Source organism: Paenibacillus faecis (assembly GCF_008084145.1).
Lineage (GTDB): Bacteria > Bacillota > Bacilli > Paenibacillales > Paenibacillaceae > Fontibacillus > Fontibacillus faecis.
Genome location: NZ_VSDO01000003.1, coordinates 328823 through 345178 on the forward strand (window position 1 = coordinate 328823; position 16356 = coordinate 345178).

At 55.3% G+C, this 16356-nt stretch carries 14 protein-coding genes; 2 read left to right on the forward strand and 12 right to left on the reverse strand.

Going from position 1 to position 16356, the window contains the following annotated elements; translation table 11 throughout:
• The first annotated feature begins 20 nt into the window (after positions 1 to 20).
• Positions 21 to 1058, forward strand: coding sequence for a DUF4179 domain-containing protein (locus FRY98_RS15000; protein WP_170287100.1), 1038 nt, complete (start codon positions 21 to 23; stop codon positions 1056 to 1058).
• Between the two features lie 58 nt (positions 1059 to 1116).
• Here the strand turns inward: FRY98_RS15000 and FRY98_RS15005 are convergent, their stop codons facing one another.
• From FRY98_RS15005 to ant(6), 4 genes are all read right to left on the reverse strand, one after another.
• Positions 1117 to 2610, reverse strand: a complete 1494-nt coding sequence (locus FRY98_RS15005; RefSeq protein ID WP_148453319.1) for an MDR family MFS transporter — start codon at positions 2608 to 2610, stop codon at positions 1117 to 1119.
• 164 nt (positions 2611 to 2774) lie between these two features.
• Positions 2775 to 3341: a TetR/AcrR family transcriptional regulator gene (locus FRY98_RS15010; RefSeq protein WP_148453322.1), complete on the reverse strand. Its 567-nt coding sequence runs from the start codon at positions 3339 to 3341 to the stop codon at positions 2775 to 2777.
• 232 nt (positions 3342 to 3573) lie between these two features.
• Complete coding sequence (locus tag FRY98_RS15015; protein WP_148453325.1) at positions 3574 to 4551, reverse strand: aldo/keto reductase; 978 nt, start codon at positions 4549 to 4551, stop codon at positions 3574 to 3576.
• A gap of 85 nt (positions 4552 to 4636) precedes the next feature.
• The gene (gene ant(6), locus FRY98_RS15020; protein WP_148453328.1) at positions 4637 to 5494 is read right to left on the reverse strand and encodes an aminoglycoside 6-adenylyltransferase; all 858 of its coding nucleotides are present in this window, start codon (positions 5492 to 5494) and stop codon (positions 4637 to 4639) included.
• A gap of 678 nt (positions 5495 to 6172) precedes the next feature.
• Here ant(6) and FRY98_RS15025 point away from each other — a divergent pair.
• Complete coding sequence (locus FRY98_RS15025; RefSeq protein ID WP_148453331.1) at positions 6173 to 6382, forward strand: hypothetical protein; 210 nt, start codon at positions 6173 to 6175, stop codon at positions 6380 to 6382.
• 3 nt (positions 6383 to 6385) lie between these two features.
• Here FRY98_RS15025 and alr read toward each other — a convergent pair whose 3' ends face one another.
• The 8 genes from alr to FRY98_RS15065 all read right to left on the reverse strand — a co-directional run bounded on the left by alr (position 6386) and on the right by FRY98_RS15065 (position 16313).
• Positions 6386 to 7597: an alanine racemase gene (alr, locus tag FRY98_RS15030; RefSeq protein ID WP_249043422.1), complete on the reverse strand. Its 1212-nt coding sequence runs from the start codon at positions 7595 to 7597 to the stop codon at positions 6386 to 6388.
• Positions 7594 to 8784 carry a pyridoxal phosphate-dependent aminotransferase gene (locus FRY98_RS15035; protein ID WP_148453334.1) on the reverse strand — a complete coding sequence of 397 codons (1191 nt, stop codon included), beginning with the start codon at positions 8782 to 8784 and terminating at the stop codon, positions 7594 to 7596. The genes alr and FRY98_RS15035 overlap by 4 nt, the downstream gene beginning before the upstream one ends.
• Positions 8768 to 9697, reverse strand: a complete 930-nt coding sequence (locus tag FRY98_RS15040) for a D-alanine--D-alanine ligase (RefSeq protein ID WP_148453337.1) — start codon at positions 9695 to 9697, stop codon at positions 8768 to 8770. Before FRY98_RS15040 ends, FRY98_RS15035 begins: the two co-directional genes overlap by 17 nt.
• Before the next feature lie 49 nt (positions 9698 to 9746).
• Positions 9747 to 11213, reverse strand: coding sequence for a MocR-like pyridoxine biosynthesis transcription factor PdxR (gene pdxR / locus FRY98_RS15045; RefSeq protein WP_148453340.1), 1467 nt, complete (start codon positions 11211 to 11213; stop codon positions 9747 to 9749).
• Positions 11214 to 11685: 472 nt separating this feature from the next.
• Positions 11686 to 12120 carry an ArsR/SmtB family transcription factor gene (locus tag FRY98_RS15050; protein ID WP_148453343.1) on the reverse strand — a complete coding sequence of 145 codons (435 nt, stop codon included), beginning with the start codon at positions 12118 to 12120 and terminating at the stop codon, positions 11686 to 11688.
• A 2-nt stretch (positions 12121 to 12122) separates the two neighbouring features.
• The gene (locus FRY98_RS15055) at positions 12123 to 12548 is read right to left on the reverse strand and encodes an SRPBCC family protein (RefSeq protein ID WP_148454501.1); all 426 of its coding nucleotides are present in this window, start codon (positions 12546 to 12548) and stop codon (positions 12123 to 12125) included.
• Between the two features lie 184 nt (positions 12549 to 12732).
• Complete coding sequence (locus tag FRY98_RS15060) at positions 12733 to 14859, reverse strand: alpha-galactosidase (protein WP_148453346.1); 2127 nt, start codon at positions 14857 to 14859, stop codon at positions 12733 to 12735.
• A gap of 131 nt (positions 14860 to 14990) precedes the next feature.
• Entirely contained in the window at positions 14991 to 16313 is a 1323-nt protein-coding gene (locus FRY98_RS15065; RefSeq protein ID WP_148453349.1) for an extracellular solute-binding protein, read from the reverse strand.
• Positions 16314 to 16356 lie beyond the last annotated feature (43 nt).

The window sequence follows — 16356 nt, forward strand, 5'->3', positions numbered from 1 at the left end:
AAATGGGAGGAAAACGTGCCATGCCCGATCAAGTGAGACAACGTTTGGAGGAAACCTACGCCCATATCGAGGCCGGATTACCGGGAATGAGCCAAACCGCTGAATTGAAACGCCGGAAAAAAACGGTTCGGCCTTGGGGCAGATTTACCGTCGCGGCCGCCTCGGCAACTGTTTTAAGCGCCTGCATCCTGGGCACAGCCTTTGTCTCTCCCACCATGGCCCAATCGCTGAAACAAGTGCCGGGAATGGGGCACGTGTTTAACCTGATCGGTGATTTAGGGCTCCAAACGGCCGATGAAAAAGGGATCCTGCAGGCTACCCTGGCCGAAGCAAGCCAGGAAAACACAAAATTGAAAATCTCCGGAATTGTGTTTGACGGTGCGCGCTTGTCCATGGCCTTGGAGCGGGAGGGGGATGCCGAGGCCAGCGAACCGCTGGCTGTCCAACTCGCTAAAACCGAGCTGCTTGTCGACGGGAAACCGCTGGAAGCCAAACCGGGGAGTCTTGGAGGACCGATCGGCTCAGCGAACGCTACTGTCATGAATTTTACCGATATAAAGGGTATGCCGGATCAATTTGATCTGACCGTCAAACTGTATTTGCAGGGGAATGAAAAACCGTTTGAACTGGTTACGCCAGTTACCAAAACAGCCGTCCAGAACGTCGTCTTGAAGCCGGGGGCTCAAGCCGAAAATGAGGTCCTTCGCCTCCGCGTCGATAAAGTGGAGATCACCCCGTCCACGGTTGCCGTTGAGACGACCTATACTCAGCTGGTTGACAAGCTGCCGGCTAACTACGTGGACCCCGTTACATCCGTTCAAGCCTTTGACTATGACGTAACGGATGGTCAAGGACGTGCGCTGGAGTTCATCAGCGGTCAAGGAGAGACCTTGGCAGCCAACCAACCGCGGGAACTGCGCACTTTGTTTACTCCTTTTGCGGAAGTTCCGGAGAAAGTGGTCATCAAGCCTTACGTATACAAGCACAGTTCGGACGGAGGAGTTCAAAAAGAATACCTGTCCGAGCTTGAATTAAGCATCCCGGTGACCAAGAAGTAACCGGCGCCAGCAAGGAAAAAAGGACTGTCCCGTTTTTTACAGGGACAGTCCTTCTTTTTTACTGCTGAGGCTGCGGGTTAGGCTGCGGCTCGGCAGGGTGGTATTCGACCGGCGCGTGCGTGCGGCGCAGGAAAAGCCCCAGCAGCAGCGCGAGGACGCCGACGAACATCGAGATGGTAAATGCGTTATGAATACCGGAGACGATCGCGTGCGGTACTTGAGCCGGATCGGTTGGATTTGAAACCGTGCTCAGGTAATTCTTTTGACCCGCGGAATAAATGCTGATGAACAGCGCCGTACCGACCGCACCGGAAACTTGCTGCAACGTGTTCATAATCGCGGTTCCGTGCGGATATAACCGGCGCGGAAGCTGGTTGAGACCCGTCGTTTGGCCGGGCATCATCACCAGCGAGATCCCGATCAGCAGGGAGATGTGCATGGCAATCACCGTCCCGACGGGCGTCGTGGTGGTGAGGCCGCGCATAAACCAGATGGTGACGATCACGATGACCAGCCCGGGAACGACCAGAGCCCGCGGCCCGAACTTATCGAACAGACGGCCGGCAACCGGCGACATCAATCCGTTGATGACACCGCCCGGCAAAAGCGCCAATCCCGCCGCAAACGGAGCCAGCACAAGCGCTCCCTGCAGGTACATCGGCAGCAGAATCAAGGTCGAGAACAGGGTCATCATCATAACCATCAGCAGCGCGGCCGCCAGAGCAAACATCGGATATTTGAAGACCCGGACATCCAGAGTCGGTTCCTTCACGACCAACTGGCGCCATACGAACAGGGCCAAGGAAACAAAACCCGCCACCAGACAAACGTAAACGGTCGGATCGGACCAACCGCCGCCTTCACCGGCATGGCTGAAGCCGTATACGATTCCGCCGAAACCGACGGTGGACAACAGGATTGAAATCAAATCCACTTTAGGACGGGTCAATTCGGAGACGTTCCGCAGGTATATGGCCGCAAACAGAATGGAGAAAGCGGCAAGCGGCATAATCAGGAAGAACAGCCAACGCCAGTTCAAGGCGTCAAGAATCAAACCGGACAACGTAGGGCCAATCGCCGGGCCGAACATGATAACGAGACCGATGGTCCCCATGGCGGCGCCTCTTTTTTCCGGCGGGTAGATCGTCAGAATGGTATTCATCATGACCGGGAGCAGGAGCCCCGTCCCGACCGCTTGAATAACCCGGCCGATCAGCAGTACGCCAAACGAAGGCGCTATCCCGCAAATGACCGTTCCTATCAAAAACAGAATCATGGCCGACAAAAACATCTGTCTCGTCGTAAACCATTGAATCAGCAGCGCCGTAATCGGGACGAGTATACCGATGACCAGCATATAAACGGTGGATAACCACTGTATCGTCGAAGGACCGACGCTTAATTCTTTCATCAAATCCGTAAAGGCTACATTCAGCAGGGTTTCGTTCAGAATCGACACGAACGCCCCGATAATCAGCGCAATCGTAATCGGAAGCCTTCGGATTCCTTCCGTAGGGGCGGTTGAAGCCGCGCCTGTCGCATCCATATTCATTATAATTTTCCTCCAATACTATCCAAGGTTCATTGTGTATGTCTCTATATCAACAAGTCGGGAGGCTTGCCGCCTTCCTCCTTGACATATTCGGGCACATGGTCAGTAGACCGTTCTATATATAAATTTTTAAGTATTAGGTTAAAAAAAGTCCCCGTTCCCCTTTAACGGTCAAATAACCGGGGAACCAGCTTGGAAGCAATCCGCAGCGGTTCGCTGCTCTTCTGGGTCATGCTCATAATCGCGGCGCCTTCCACCATGGAATTGATCATTATCGCCAGTTCCTGCGCCTCTTCCTCGGCAAGTCCGGACGATACGAACTTCTTCTTAAGTTCGACGCCCCAGCATTCATAGGCATTGCTGCATGCCTGGCGGATCGTTTCGTTACTCTTGGCCGTTTCATGCGCGATGATGCCGATCGGTACTCCAATCACCTCATCCTTGTCGAATTGCTCGATCATCAAATCCAGCATGCGTTGAATAGCCTCCACGGGATCCGCGGTGGCTTGCAAAACCTTCATCATTTCGGAACGCGCCTTGTCCTGCGTATAACGGATAGCCTCACAGGCGAGCTGCTCCTTCCCCTCGGGAAAATGATAATATAACGAACCCTTTGGAGCGCCGCTGAGCTGGGTGATCTGATTTAAGCCAGTCGCATTGTAGCCTTGATTCATCAGGAGTCTGGCGGTTGTTTCAATCAGAGTTTTGCGGGTGGGATTCTGGTTTGCCATTGAAATAACCTCGCCTCTCATAGGATTATACCAATCGGTCTATATAATTTAGTTCATAATACCCCCCCTGTCAAGAACCCAAATCCGTCCTAACGAAAATTTTACATTCCATTTTCAATTCTCTTCATTCAAGTTTTCACAAATCCCGAGGAGGATCGCGCACGCCCCGGGTTTCACGATCTTACGCACCCGAGGCGTCACGCGAAAAAAATTCTAGCGGCTCCCTAGCCTTTTACCAGGCGTAAGCGCGTGGCGCCTCTCCACCCGGACCCGGGAAAATATCGTTCAGCGCCTTCAATGTGTCCTCGCTCAGCTCAAGCTCCACGACACGGAGCGTATCTTCGAACTGCCGCAGCGTGCGCGGGCCGATAATCGGCGCTGTAACCGCCGGATTCGCCAGCGTCCAGGCCAAGGCGACGTTCGCCTCCGACTCGCCGAGCTCTTTGCACAGCGCGGTGAAGCGTTCCAACTGCGGGCGCAGCTTCTCCATGCGCTCGCTCTGTTTGGCCGTCCGCGACCCCGGCTGCGGATTCCAGTTGCCGCCGAGGATGCCTCCGTCCAGCGGACTCCAAGGGATGACGCCGATGCCGAGCTCCTCGGCAGCCGGAAGCACTTCCAGCTCCGGCAGGCGGCAAAGGAGGCTGTATTTATGCTGTTCGGACACGAGGCCAAACATGCCATGATGTTTTGCTTCGTACTGGGCTTTGACCAAGTCCCGGCCGGCAAAGTTGCTGGCGCCGACGTAACCGATCTTGCCCTGTTTTAACGGAATATCGAACGCGTTCCACAGTTCGTCCCAGGAAACGCTGCGGTCCACATGATGCATCTGGTACAGCTCGATATGGTCGGTTTGAAGCCGACGGAGCGAATCCTCCAGATGACGGCGGATTTTGTAGGCGGATAGCCCGGCTCCCCCGTTCGGGTCGACATGGGGATCTCCCATTCCCCCGTAAACTTTGGTGGCCAGAACGACCTTCTCCCGCCGGCCGCCGCCTTGGGCAAACCAACGGCCGATGATTTCCTCCGTCCAGCCGCGCTTCGGCGTCCCGCCGTACACATTGGCGGTGTCGAAAAAATTCACGCCGGCATCGATCGCCGCATCCATGATCTTGAACGCTTCTTTCTCCTCCGTGCTCGGCCCGAAATTCATCGTTCCCAGACACAGTCGGCTCACCTTCAAGCCGCTTCTTCCCAAATTCGCATACTTCAATGTTCCAACCTCCTCGTCAAATAGATAGATGGCTGATATCACAAAAGCAGTATTGCGGACTACGCTTTCATTATAACATTGATAGTTAGAGTGGGCGGAGGCTTCGGGCAAAATCCGTGTATTTGGCAACCGCTTGATCGTAACCCGGCATCTTGAATCCCGCGTACCCGGCCACTTTGGCAGAATGTATTCTAAACAACGCTTGGCATGTAAACAGGGCATCCCACACTTTCGGGTAATCGCTCATCTCGTAGGTCGACATAAGCGCATCCCAATCTTCCTTGGGAAGATAGCGGTCTAATAATTTATAGTTCTTGCCGAGGCTAAAAGTATACCCCTGTTCCGCTCCGATCCGCCAAGCCATCATTCTCAGCAGATTGGGCCGGACGATCTCCTGCAGATGGTCGATGGCGAACAAAGTCTCCCGCCGCACCAGCCCCTTCACGACATAAGTGGAAGTCATCCAGAACTCGTTGCAGCAATCGTCGAATTTCCGGGCGGTCGGCGGCTCGATCCAATGCTGGCGGTCGTGGGCCGGCTCCTTATGATCGACCCGGTCATCCTTATCCAGCAAAACCTCGATCAGCCCGTCACCGCCGGCAAAATACTCGTCGGCTTCGCCCACGGGAATCAAAGTAAGGTCCATTTTGTTCCCGTCTTCAAATAGAATAATATACGAGAACCAATTCCCCAATTCCGGCGGGAACAGCTCCATATCCTCGGGCTTCTGCATCATGGTCCGGCTGCCGAACGTATCGAGCCAACTCTCGTCGCCTTTATAGTAATCCATGTCGGTTACAAAATAGGAAATATCATAGTCTTGCAGCGCATCCCGGGGAATGTTCACGTTCGTTCGCGACCCTTCCAGCGTGACCAGGCGAATTCGTTCCTCCCGGGCCGCGAAATCCAAAATAAGGCTCATCATTTCCTGTTCCGTTCTCATAGGAACTCCTCCCGATTTATGGTTATATAGGTTGAACTAAAGAATTGGCGTTGTGAAAAGGTATGAAATGGTTTCGGAGATACGTTACCGAAATTCACAATTGTAGATATACTCGAAGTTTACATCATTAACGGGAAAATCTCCCTTTAATTTACCGCTCTTGGTCCTTTTATAGGATTTAGCTGGAAAAACTCCATCTATTTCGCGGCCCTATTGCCAATATGCACAATTTCAAGCGAATTAACGGGAGGTTCTCCAGCTAATTCGCCTCTCCAGCCGCATACGCACCAAATTAACGGGAACAATTCCTTTTATTTCAATGAGCTGCAGAAGAAGAACGTGAAAAGAACCTCTCCACCGCTGCCTTTAGCCCCATGAACATCCAAATCGTATTAAGCCCACTGTGACCGAGGTGCCTAGTGCACTTCCAACTCCAAAAGATGCAAATCTGCAGGTATTTCTTGCGGTTTTAGAGAAACGAGCCGGTTTCGACGAAAATCCCTGCAGATTTGCAGGAATTTTGTTAGTCAAGGTTATCTGACGGGGCACCTAGTATGCAAATCAATAGTTCAAACTATATAGTTCCTATTATAGACAAAATTCCTGACAGCGTACTGTCAGGAATCGGATATGCTACTTTAAAATTTTTGTAGATTCTAGTGAAAGAGGAGAGTTTCTATGAAAAAGTTAAAAAAGTGGGTTATAAACATTCTGGTTTTTTATGCCGTGATCCAATTGCTCTTTCTGTTTTTGCGGCATGTCGTGTTTGGGTTAATCGATGTACCGGAACCGTATGAATTGATCGTTCAACTGGCCGCCTCCGGAATCACCGTTTTGCTGGCGCTGCTGATCACCGTCTATCTGACGAATGGAAATGGAGACGCTTGATCATTAGCCGACATCGTACAAATCTTCCGAGACCGGAGTTGCGGCCGCCTCTCGGTAGACCCGCGGAACCCGCTGACCGATGAGGCAAACCGTCTCATAATTCACCGTGTTCATCAGGGCCGCCACTTCATCGACCGGAATGCTCTCTTTGCCTTGTTCCCCGCCAATCAAAATGACGGTATCGCCAACCGATACATCGGGCAGCGCCGTGACGTCGAGCATCGTCTGGTCCATGCACACCCGCCCGGCGATCGTTACCCGGCGGTTCCGTACGATCGCCGATCCCCGATTGGAAAGCGAACGCGATAACCCGTCCGCATAACCGATCGGAACGGTGGCGATGACCCTGTCCCCGTCCGCACGGAAGGTCCGTCCGTAGCTGACCGTGTCACCCTCCCCGATTTGACGGAGAGCCGCGATCTTCGTTTTCAGCTGCATCGCTTCCCGCAGCGGGTAGTTCGGAAGCCGGGTATGATCCGAGGGATAAAGGCCGTACATGGCGATTCCCACCCGAATCATATCCAGATGCATGTAGGGAAAGCGCATGGCGGCGGCGCTGTTGCAGCAATGCTTCAAGGGAATGGACACTCCCCGGGACTCCAGAGCTTGGATACAGGAGATAAACTGTCTATATTGCCGCTCTGTGAATCCGGGGTCAGGCCCATCCGCATCCGCAAAATGCGTAAACAGCCCTTCCACAACAACATAAGGGGAATAGACGGCCGCTTGCCGCACGATCTTTATAACATCCTCGGTGGAGGTCAGGCCGATTCGGGACATTCCCGTATCCATTTTGAGGTGGATCCGGGCCGGCTTCCGCCGCAGCTCCGCCCGGGCGGCAAGTTCCCGCAGCACCTCTTCGGAAAAAACCGTGAGGGTGATGTCATGACGAACCGCCAAATCAACCGCGGAGGGCGGAGTATAGCCCAGCACGAGAATCGGCAGCTTGATTCCCGCTTCTCTGAGGCGAAGGGCTTCATCAAGCAAAGCCACGCCCAGATAATCCGCGCCGCCCGCTTTCGCCGCAATTGCCGCTTGCACGGCGCCGTGGCCGTATCCGTCGGCTTTGACCACCGCCATAATTCGACACGCCGCTGCCGCCTGACGCCGGAACAACGAAACATTATGAGTTATCGCATCGAGCGAGACTTCCGCCCAAGTGTCGCGGCAACTCATCTTGGTATGTGTAGAAATCATGATGTCCGCCACTTTCATATCGCCTCCACGCCGACGCGCATCCGTTCCAAAAACCGCCCGATTCGCTCCAGAGCCCGTTCCAGGTTTTCCGTGGACGCCGCATAGGAAAACCGGATATGCCCTTCACCGCCTTTTCCGAACACCCGGCCCGGTACGGCCGCCACCCCCGCTTCGCGAAGCAGTCTTTCGGCGAAGGCTTCACAATCCTGACCGGTAGAAGCAACGGAGGGAAAAGCGTAGAACGCCCCTTCCGGTTCATGACAGGAAAGCCCGACTTCCCGCAATCCGCTTACGAACATACGTCGTCTTTGGTCGAATATTTCCTTCATGGCCTCTTTGGCCTCCAAGCCATGTTGAAGGGAAGCCAGCGCGGCGATCTGCCCCGGGGTCGGAGCGCTCATCGCGGTGTACTGGTGAATTTTCAACATGGCCGACAGCAGGTCATGATTGCCGCAGGCGGCGTACCCGACCCGCCAACCCGTCATGGCAAACGCCTTGGAAAAACCGCCGATGACCAGCGTCCGCTCCCGCATTCCCGGCAGCGAGGCAATGCTGACGTGCCGCTTCCCGTATGTCAGCTCCGCATAGACCTCATCCGAAATAACGATCAAGTTATGCTTCACGGCAAGCGCGGCCACCGGAAGCCAATCCTCTTTCGTCATGACGGCTCCTGTCGGATTTCCCGGGTAATTGACGATCAGCACTTTGGAGCGGTCTGTGATCCGCCGGGCCAGCGCTTCCGCGGTAAGCTTAAATTTGTGCGCCGCGTTCGTCTCAACCTCCACGACTTTTCCGCCGCACAAATGGGCGATGGGCGCGTAAGCGACATAACCCGGTGCCGGTATCAGGACTTCGTCCCCCGGGACGATGCAGGTGCGAAGCGCCAAATCAACGGCCTCGCTGGTCCCGACAGTCACGAGGACTTCCCTGGCCGGATCGTACGTCAGCTGAAAGCTGCCCTGCATATATTCGGAAATGGCCTCCCTGAGCTCCGGCAATCCCGCATTAGGCGTATACCCCGTCGGCCCGTCCTGAAGAGCGCGGATACAAGCCGCCCGAACCGGTTCGGGTACGGAAAAGTCCGGTTCCCCCACCCCAAGCCGAATTACATCGGCGCACCCTTGGGTTTGGTCAAAAAACTTCCGGATTCCCGAAGGCTGAATTTCCCTTACTCTTGGAGCAATCCAATTACCCGTTGTTGTCATCGCGTATTCCTCCCTTTCCCCGCTCCCGCAAGGAGCCTTCGATAATCCGGTCCAGCAGTTCCGCATAAGTCCATCCCGCCGCCTCGGCGCTTCTGGGGAGCAAGCTGGTTTTTGTCATGCCGGGCAGCGTATTTACCTCCAGTACAAAAGGAGTATCGTTGTGCAAAATCATGTCGATTCTCGCATAAACGCCGCATTTGAAAAGCCGGCAGCAGGCTAACGCCGTCTCCCGGACCCGGGAATACACTTCATGCGGAAGCGAGATCGGAGCCTCCTCGGCTCCCCCGTCGGTATACTTGGCGTCGTAGTCAAACCAGTCCGCGCGGGCCGCGCGGATGCCCAGCACCGGAAGGAATTCCCCGTCAACGATGGAACAGGTGATTTCCTGCCCCTCGATCATCGATTCGACGATAACCGTCCGATCCCAGCGAAAAGCTTCCGTTACCGCCCCGTACAGGTCCTCTTCATGGTCCGCCCGCCGAACCCCGATGCTGGAGCCGCCGTTATTCGGCTTTACGAATACCGGAAATCCCGCTCCGGCCGCTTGTTCTTGCCAATTCTCCAGGCTAAGGCGACGCCAGTCCGGGGTCGGTATTCCTTCGGCGCGCATCAGCATTTTGGACAAGTCCTTATCCATGCACAGGCTACTGGATAGTACGCCGCTTCCCGAATAGGGGACGCCCAGCGTTTCGAGCGCGCCCTGAACCGTGCCATCCTCGCCAAACGCTCCGTGAAGCGCAAGCAGCGCGAAATCGATGTCCCTCACCCGGTCGATGAGCTCCTCCCGCTTCGTTACTATAATGGGCAGAACGTCATATTTTTTCCGGTCCAAATGCGCAACCATCTCCCGCCCCGTCATCAGCGAGACCTCATATTCGGAGGACACTCCGCCCATGATGATGCCGACTCTCATGCCTGATCGATCTCCCTTCCCCTTAAGTCCCCCGGTCCGTTGTTTCCCGTCAGTTCCCCATCATCTTTGCCGCCGTCTCGCCAATCAAGCGGATGCCGGTCCCGATATCCTCGTCGGACACTCTGGAGAAACCGATCCGCATCGTATTCCGCCCCCGGCCATCCGTATAAAACATATCTCCCGGCGTAAAGATCACCCCTTGTTCCGAGCAGGCCTCCAGCAGTTTCCAGGTGTCGAAATCTTCGGGGAATTCGATGAAAAGATGCAGCCCCCCGCTCCCCGATAGCCGGCTAAACGGGATATACCGCTCGCAGCAGGCCTTGGTCCATTCATATTTCCGTTTATATTCCATCCGGGCCTTCTTCAAATACTTCTCCAAATTCCCGTTCTGCAAATATTGAAAAAGCAGCGATTGATCCAGCGTCGAGGTGTGGATGCTGCGCGCCCGCTTTACGCTTTCCAGGCTGTCGATCAACGCGCGGTCCGCCAGCACCCAGCCGACGCGAATCCCCGGGAACAGCACCTTCGAGAAGCTTCCCAGGTAGACTACGCTGTTGCCCGTTCCCGCCATCGCGATCAGCGGAGCCACATGCGAACCCGAGTAGCGCAGTTCTTCATTGAATCCATCCTCGATGACCGGGATGCGGTAGCGGCTGAACAGCTGAAGCAGGGCCAGTCTTTTTTCCGCGGAAGTTACAATCCCTGTCGGATTGTGGTAGGAAGGGACCAGGTAGGCGCAATCGTAAGCGCGTTCCGCCAAAGCCTCCTCCAGCCTCTCCAAATCGATCCCGTCCGGGTCCATAGGGATGCCCGTGATCTCAAAACCGTGCAGTTTGAGATTTTTGATCGCTGTATAATGCGTCGGATTTTCGCAAATGACCGCACCTCCGGATTCGCGATGCAGGGCGGACAACACGATGTCGAGCCCTTCCGTGAACCCGTTGGTGATAAGGATGTCTTTCCCCTGCAAATCGACGCCCTTGCTCTCCATATAGTTCAGCAAATAGTCCATTAACGGCTTATAGCCTTTGGCATATCCGTAATTCAAAAGCACCCGGCCTTCCATGGCCATGCGGTCCAAAAAAGCCCGTTTGACGTTTTCGAGATCAAACAGCTGTTCATCGGGGGCGATGCTGGTGAATGAAATCGTCCCCTTCTCCGCACGGAGGCCGCGTTTCATATGATCCAGCTCTACCGCCTGCCGCGCCTGTCGGCTCATCCGTTCCTTCCAGTCCATACGCCATGGTTCGGCGTCCGCCGCCGGCCCGGGAAGGCTCGCATCCGAAGCGACATAGCTGCCCCGGCCCGCTTGGGCGTAGATGAATCCCTCTTCTTCCAGCAGGGTATAGGCGGAAATCACGCTGTTGCGGCTGACGCCCAGCAGCTCTCCCAATTCCCGCGTCGACGGCAGCTTTTGCTCACTCTGCAAAGCGCCTTTCAGGATCAGCCCTTTGAGGTAATCCCTCACCTGGATATAAACCGGACGGCCCGCGGCAAGCCGAAAATCATTGAACATGCGTCATCTCTCCTTATCCTCATGATGGCACAAACCGACACCGAAATAAAAGAACCGCCGATCCGGTTTTTTGACCCGGAGGCGGTTCTCATAAAACGGGAGGGGCTTACCGTTCGTTATGATAGCGGCATTTTGGGCCGCTATTTCGCCCAGATTTGCTTTTCGGGAAAAATAGCGGCTAAAAAGGGCCCTATTTCTCTGGTGCGAGCCCAAAAATCCGTTTTTGGCCCGACTTTCTCTAAAATAAGGCCCCAAATGACCGCTATTTCACAGCAAAGAGCCAAATTCGACAAAATCGCGCCGCAAAAGGCCGTTATCCACCCGCCCGGTTTCAAAGGGAGGCGATTACAGCCATTAGACCCCTCGAGTTAATGCAACGCTAGTGGTAAAATCGGTGGTTGGGCCGATTTGGCTTGAATGAACTGGAGTTTTTCCAGTTCATTCACTAAGAATGACCGCTCCAGTTTCACCGTCAATCCTCCGGGACCTGAACCGAGGATGCCTGGTGCGGCAAGGTCGGTTGCTGTGCCGGGCTTGCCAGCCGGAGGCGTTCTTCCGCAGCTGCGGGCGTACCGGTGTCCGGGCTGGATTCGACATAATGCTTCAGCAGGGAGAGCTTATTCTCCCAGAAGCGGTCGAAGTAAGCGAGCCAGCGCTTCAGCTCGAGCAGCGGATCGGCGTTAAGCCGGTAGCGCGTTTCCCGGCCTACCTTCCGTTCCCGGACCAGTCCCGCATCGGAGAGGACACGAAGATGCTTGGAAACGGCGGTCCGGCTCATCGGAAAATGGCCGGTCAGGTCTTTCAGCGGCAGCTCCCGGTCGCCGAGCAAACCCAGAAGCTCGCGCCGGGTCGGATCCGCGACCGCTTGAAAGACATCTTGTTTCGGCGCGGCGGCCGTGTTCGTCATCGTTAACCTCCGACGTAGGCGGACAGCTTGTTAACCAGTCCGGCCCAGCCTTGGTCCATCCGGTCGCGCACAATGTCATGGGGCTCGCCGAATTCCGTCACTTGAGCCGCGGTCCAGCCGCCGTGGATGAGCGTAAGCTCGATCTGCCCCTCTTTTTCCACCAGCTCAAAGGTCAGCGTCCAATCTTTACCCCAATTAAAAGACAACTTGTTCGGCGGATCCACAAGCGTTACTTTGCACGGGGATTGCCCGAAAGGCCCCGCCTGCAAATGAAATTCATGTCCCACCACCGGCTTCAGATCATTCGGCATAAACCAGGCCGACAATCCCTCCGCCGTGGCGACGGCCTCCCAAACCTTCTCTGCCGTTGCATGCAATAAAATAGTATGCCGGATATCCGGCAGCGTTTCATTCATCTTATCTTCCATCATCCATTATCCCTCCATTAGGAAACCGTTTGGTTTCACTTTTGAGCATGGTGCCATTATATGAAACCAAACGGTTTCCTGTCAACTGAAATTAAGGACCGTACTCCACCATAGGTTGTGAATACGGCCCTTTCTTCATTCCAAGGGATACGGCTTTGCTAAACTGACATTTCTTACCGTTTCGCTACTCCCCCACGGTAATCTCGTACAATCTTGCGGTTTTCTCGGCCGGCAAGACGACCTTCAGCTCCCCGTCTTCGGCGCTCCAGGCGCAATCGCCCGCAAAACCCTGCGGGTAAGCGAGACGCACTTGAAGCGGCTTGCCCTTTAACCAGTCCAGCGGGATGGTTGTCTCCGCCGGCTCGTGCGGATGGCCCGTCTCGACAGCCCGCACCCGCCACACGGCCAGGTACACCCGGTCCTCCCGCCGAAGTCCGAGACTCACCCATTCGTCCTGCTGGGTCGGCAGGCCGAGCGGCCAGAACGGCAGCGCTTCGGGAATATCCGCGCGGATCGTTTTGTAGTAATCCAAAGCCTCTTTCACCAGTTCCCGCCGGCGCGGGCTGAGTTCAGCCAAGTGGCCGCTTTGATGCACGCGCAGCAACAGCGCGTTGACCATGTTGAACACGACTTCCTCGTCGTCGCCTTCCCGCAGCGGGTAAGACCAGATGGCCGACTGCTCCGGCGTCAGCGCGGACGGGGAAGCCGCCGCGATCGCCGCGTAATTGACGTAGTCCTCCTGGTCGCTGGTGGACTGGATGCTGTGACGGCTGAGCATCGCGTAGTCCATACGCATCCCGCCGCTGGAGCAGTTCTCGATGACGAGGTCGGGATAACGGGCAAAAATGCCGTCCAGCCACTCCAGATAAGCGCGGTTATGCTGGAGCAGCCCGTCGCCTACGCTGTCCGCCCCGGCTTCGGTCCCGATCCCCGCATTGATGTTGTAGTCCATCTTGATGTATCCGACGCCGTAGTCCTCCACCAGCCGGCGGATCACCTCGGTCGCGTGCGCCCGGACCGCCGGATTCCGGTAGTCCAGCTGATACCGGCTCCGGTCTTTGACCCGTTTGCCGTGCCGCATAAAGAACCAGCTGTCATCCGTATCTTTCAGCTTGGGACTGTGGATGCCCATGACTTCCAGCTCCAGCCACAGACCCGGAATCATGCCCTTGCCCCGAATATAGTCGAGGACATATTTGATGCCTTCCGGGAAACGTTCCTCCGAGGGCAGCCACTCGCCCACGCCGTCCCACCATTCCCCTGCGGCATACCAACCGGCATCGATGCAAAAGTATTCGCTTCCCGCCTCAGCGGCGGCATCGATCAGCGGCAGCAGCTTCGCCGTCGTCGGGCTGCCCCACAGACAGTTCATATAATCGTTAAAAATTACCCGCAGCAGCCGGTTATCCTCGTTCGGTCTGCGGATTTTGCGCCGGTATCGGGTCAGCGCCCCGATGGCCTCGTCGAATCCGCCGGACACCGAGCCGACGGCGACCGGGATGCTGACGAACCGCTCTCCCGGTGCCAGCTTGTCCCACCAATGGTTGTCGTGTTCGGTCGGTCCGCTGATCAACGCGGTCAAATAATCGTTCTGGTCGATGATTTCCCAGTGCCAGGAGCCGTTATGCTCGATCTGCCAGAAGAGGGTCGTACCCGCCTCCTCGTTCTCCAGCACCGCCATCGGAATATGTTCCGCGGCGGACCAAGACCCGGTATTGCTGCAAGAAATTCGTTTTGAGGACCGGTCGGTCAAATGGGACAGCCCGAGCTCGGGCAGCCGGTACGCTCTCCACTGCAATTCGCTCTGCCACCCCGTATGCGGAATGAACAGCTTCATTTTCTCGTCGCGGGACCGTACCCCCTCCTTGTCGATTCCGGTCAATGTGAAGGAAGAGACGTATTCCACGCCCAGTTCTTCCGTTCCTTCATTGCTTAAAACCACCCAGGCGCGGGCGGTGGGAACGCCATCGTAAAACTGAATGTGCTGCACGGCCGAAAGCGAGGTTACCGGGTCCTTGAGCGTGATTTCCAGCTTGCGCCCCGTCTCGTTCCGGACATCCGCATGACCGGCATAGCGCATTCGCAGTCCGGGGTAAGTGGCGCGGTGCGTCCGGCCGTGGTATTCCTCCCGGTCTTCGCCGGTAAGCTGCAATTCCATCAGGCGAAAGCCTTGTTTTTGATCTTCGCGAATTTCCCGCTCGTCGTACGGCACCGCCCCGAAATGCAGCAGCCGGACATCCTGTTCCTCCGTGATCTCCAAGACCAGGTGCAATCCGTTTTCTATCATCTCGATGTTCCGAGTCTTCGTCATCGTTCTCCTCCTCATATCTCGTTTATCATAGGTCTATGCAAGTTGAGACTCCCACAACTTCCAATTCCTGAAAAAAACTTAACGCAGCACCAGGCGGTGCTGCGTTAAGGCGAGTGACTCGCGGCCCGGTATTATTGAGCGGAACCGAGTTGTACCCAAGCTTGTTCGATTTCGGCTACAGCAGCGTCTTTATCTTTGCTGCCGCCAATGTAAGCCTGCATAATTTCACCGAATTTTTGGTGGAACGTATCCAGCGAGTAGTTGATGGAGAGGTCGCCGGAAGGCTCTTTTTTCAAAATTTCGTCCATTTGCTTCGGCATATCCAGATCAGGAAGCGGAGCGTCCTTGATTGGAGGGATTACTTTCGCAACGCTGGAGAACCAGTTCTTACCGTATTCCGAAGTGTACAGCCAGTTGAAGAATTCAATCGTTTCCTTCGCTACAGCGGAATCTTTGTTGATCCGCAGCGCCTGGTCGGCCCCCGTAATGATTTGGGATTGCTCCGGCTTGTCGCTGACAGGGTATCCCGCGATGCCGATTTGGATGTCCGGCGTAATTTTCTTGATCGCTTCTTCGTCCCATGCGCCCTTACCGTTCAGAATCGCGGCCTTGCCGGATGCGAAGTCGCTGACTTGAGCATTGCTGTCGCGCTCCAAAGGCTTGTCCGTACCATGTTTTACAGTAGTGTCAACATAAGCGAAGAAGTTATTGTACAGCAAAGGATAATCCTTGATTTTGGCTTCCCCGGCGATAAATTTGTCGACCAGTTCTTTCGGAGTTACACCGGCATCCTGTGCGGCGGCATCCACAAAGTGTTGGAAGAGGTGCTTCCATACCCACCATTCTTTGTAGGCATTGGCGAATGGCGTGATGCCTTTGGCTTCCAGCTTGGCGATGGCTTCTTCCATTTCGGCTGTCGTTCTAGGGAATGTCGTGATCCCGGCTTCCTCAAACAATTTCTTGTTATATACGATCGAGAAAAGGTTGCCTTTCACCGGCAGACCGAGCACCTTGCCGTCGCTGGAACTCATGTTGGCGCGAACGGCGTCCGTCATGGCTGCCGCCAACGGTTCGTTGGTCAAGTCGGCGCTGTATTCGGCGTAAGTATCGATGTCCCCGCCCGCGGTCGTTTGGAATACGTCCGGCGTGCTGCCTGCCGCAATTCTGGATTTCAGTACGGTGTTGTAGTCGGATTGCATAATTTCCAGATTGATCGTTACGTTCGGCTTCACTTTTTTATATTCTTCGATGTAAGCATTAAACGCATCCGTGTATTCCGGCGAAGCCGTAAACATGTTGATGGTGACCTTCTTGTTGTCGTTCGCAGCACCGCCGTTTCCAGCGCCCGTACCTCCCGCCGCCCCGTTGTTGGCCGCGTTATTGCCGCCGCAAGCGGATAAAAGTCCCATGATCAGCGTCAGGCTAAAAAGACCCGCCCAAATCTTCTTTTTCATTTATACCCCCACTTTCTTGGTTGTGTTTATTCTAGAGGTTTGA

Bases quoted from the DNA above. Each gene is read 5' to 3' on its own strand.
- FRY98_RS15000 (WP_170287100.1), top strand. From the start codon at position 21: ATGCCCGATCAAGTGAGACAACGTTTGGAGGAAACCTACGCCCATATC.
- FRY98_RS15005 (WP_148453319.1), bottom strand. From the start codon at position 2,610: ATGAATATGGATGCGACAGGCGCGGCTTCAACCGCCCCTACGGAAGGA.
- FRY98_RS15010 (WP_148453322.1), bottom strand. From the start codon at position 3,341: ATGGCAAACCAGAATCCCACCCGCAAAACTCTGATTGAAACAACCGCC.
- FRY98_RS15025 (WP_148453331.1), top strand. From the start codon at position 6,173: ATGAAAAAGTTAAAAAAGTGGGTTATAAACATTCTGGTTTTTTATGCC.
- alr (WP_249043422.1), bottom strand. From the start codon at position 7,597: ATGAAAGTGGCGGACATCATGATTTCTACACATACCAAGATGAGTTGC.
- FRY98_RS15035 (WP_148453334.1), bottom strand. From the start codon at position 8,784: ATGACAACAACGGGTAATTGGATTGCTCCAAGAGTAAGGGAAATTCAG.
- FRY98_RS15040 (WP_148453337.1), bottom strand. From the start codon at position 9,697: ATGAGAGTCGGCATCATCATGGGCGGAGTGTCCTCCGAATATGAGGTC.
- pdxR (WP_148453340.1), bottom strand. From the start codon at position 11,213: ATGTTCAATGATTTTCGGCTTGCCGCGGGCCGTCCGGTTTATATCCAG.
- FRY98_RS15050 (WP_148453343.1), bottom strand. From the start codon at position 12,120: ATGACGAACACGGCCGCCGCGCCGAAACAAGATGTCTTTCAAGCGGTC.
- FRY98_RS15055 (WP_148454501.1), bottom strand. From the start codon at position 12,548: ATGGAAGATAAGATGAATGAAACGCTGCCGGATATCCGGCATACTATT.
- FRY98_RS15060 (WP_148453346.1), bottom strand. From the start codon at position 14,859: ATGACGAAGACTCGGAACATCGAGATGATAGAAAACGGATTGCACCTG.
- FRY98_RS15065 (WP_148453349.1), bottom strand. From the start codon at position 16,313: ATGAAAAAGAAGATTTGGGCGGGTCTTTTTAGCCTGACGCTGATCATG.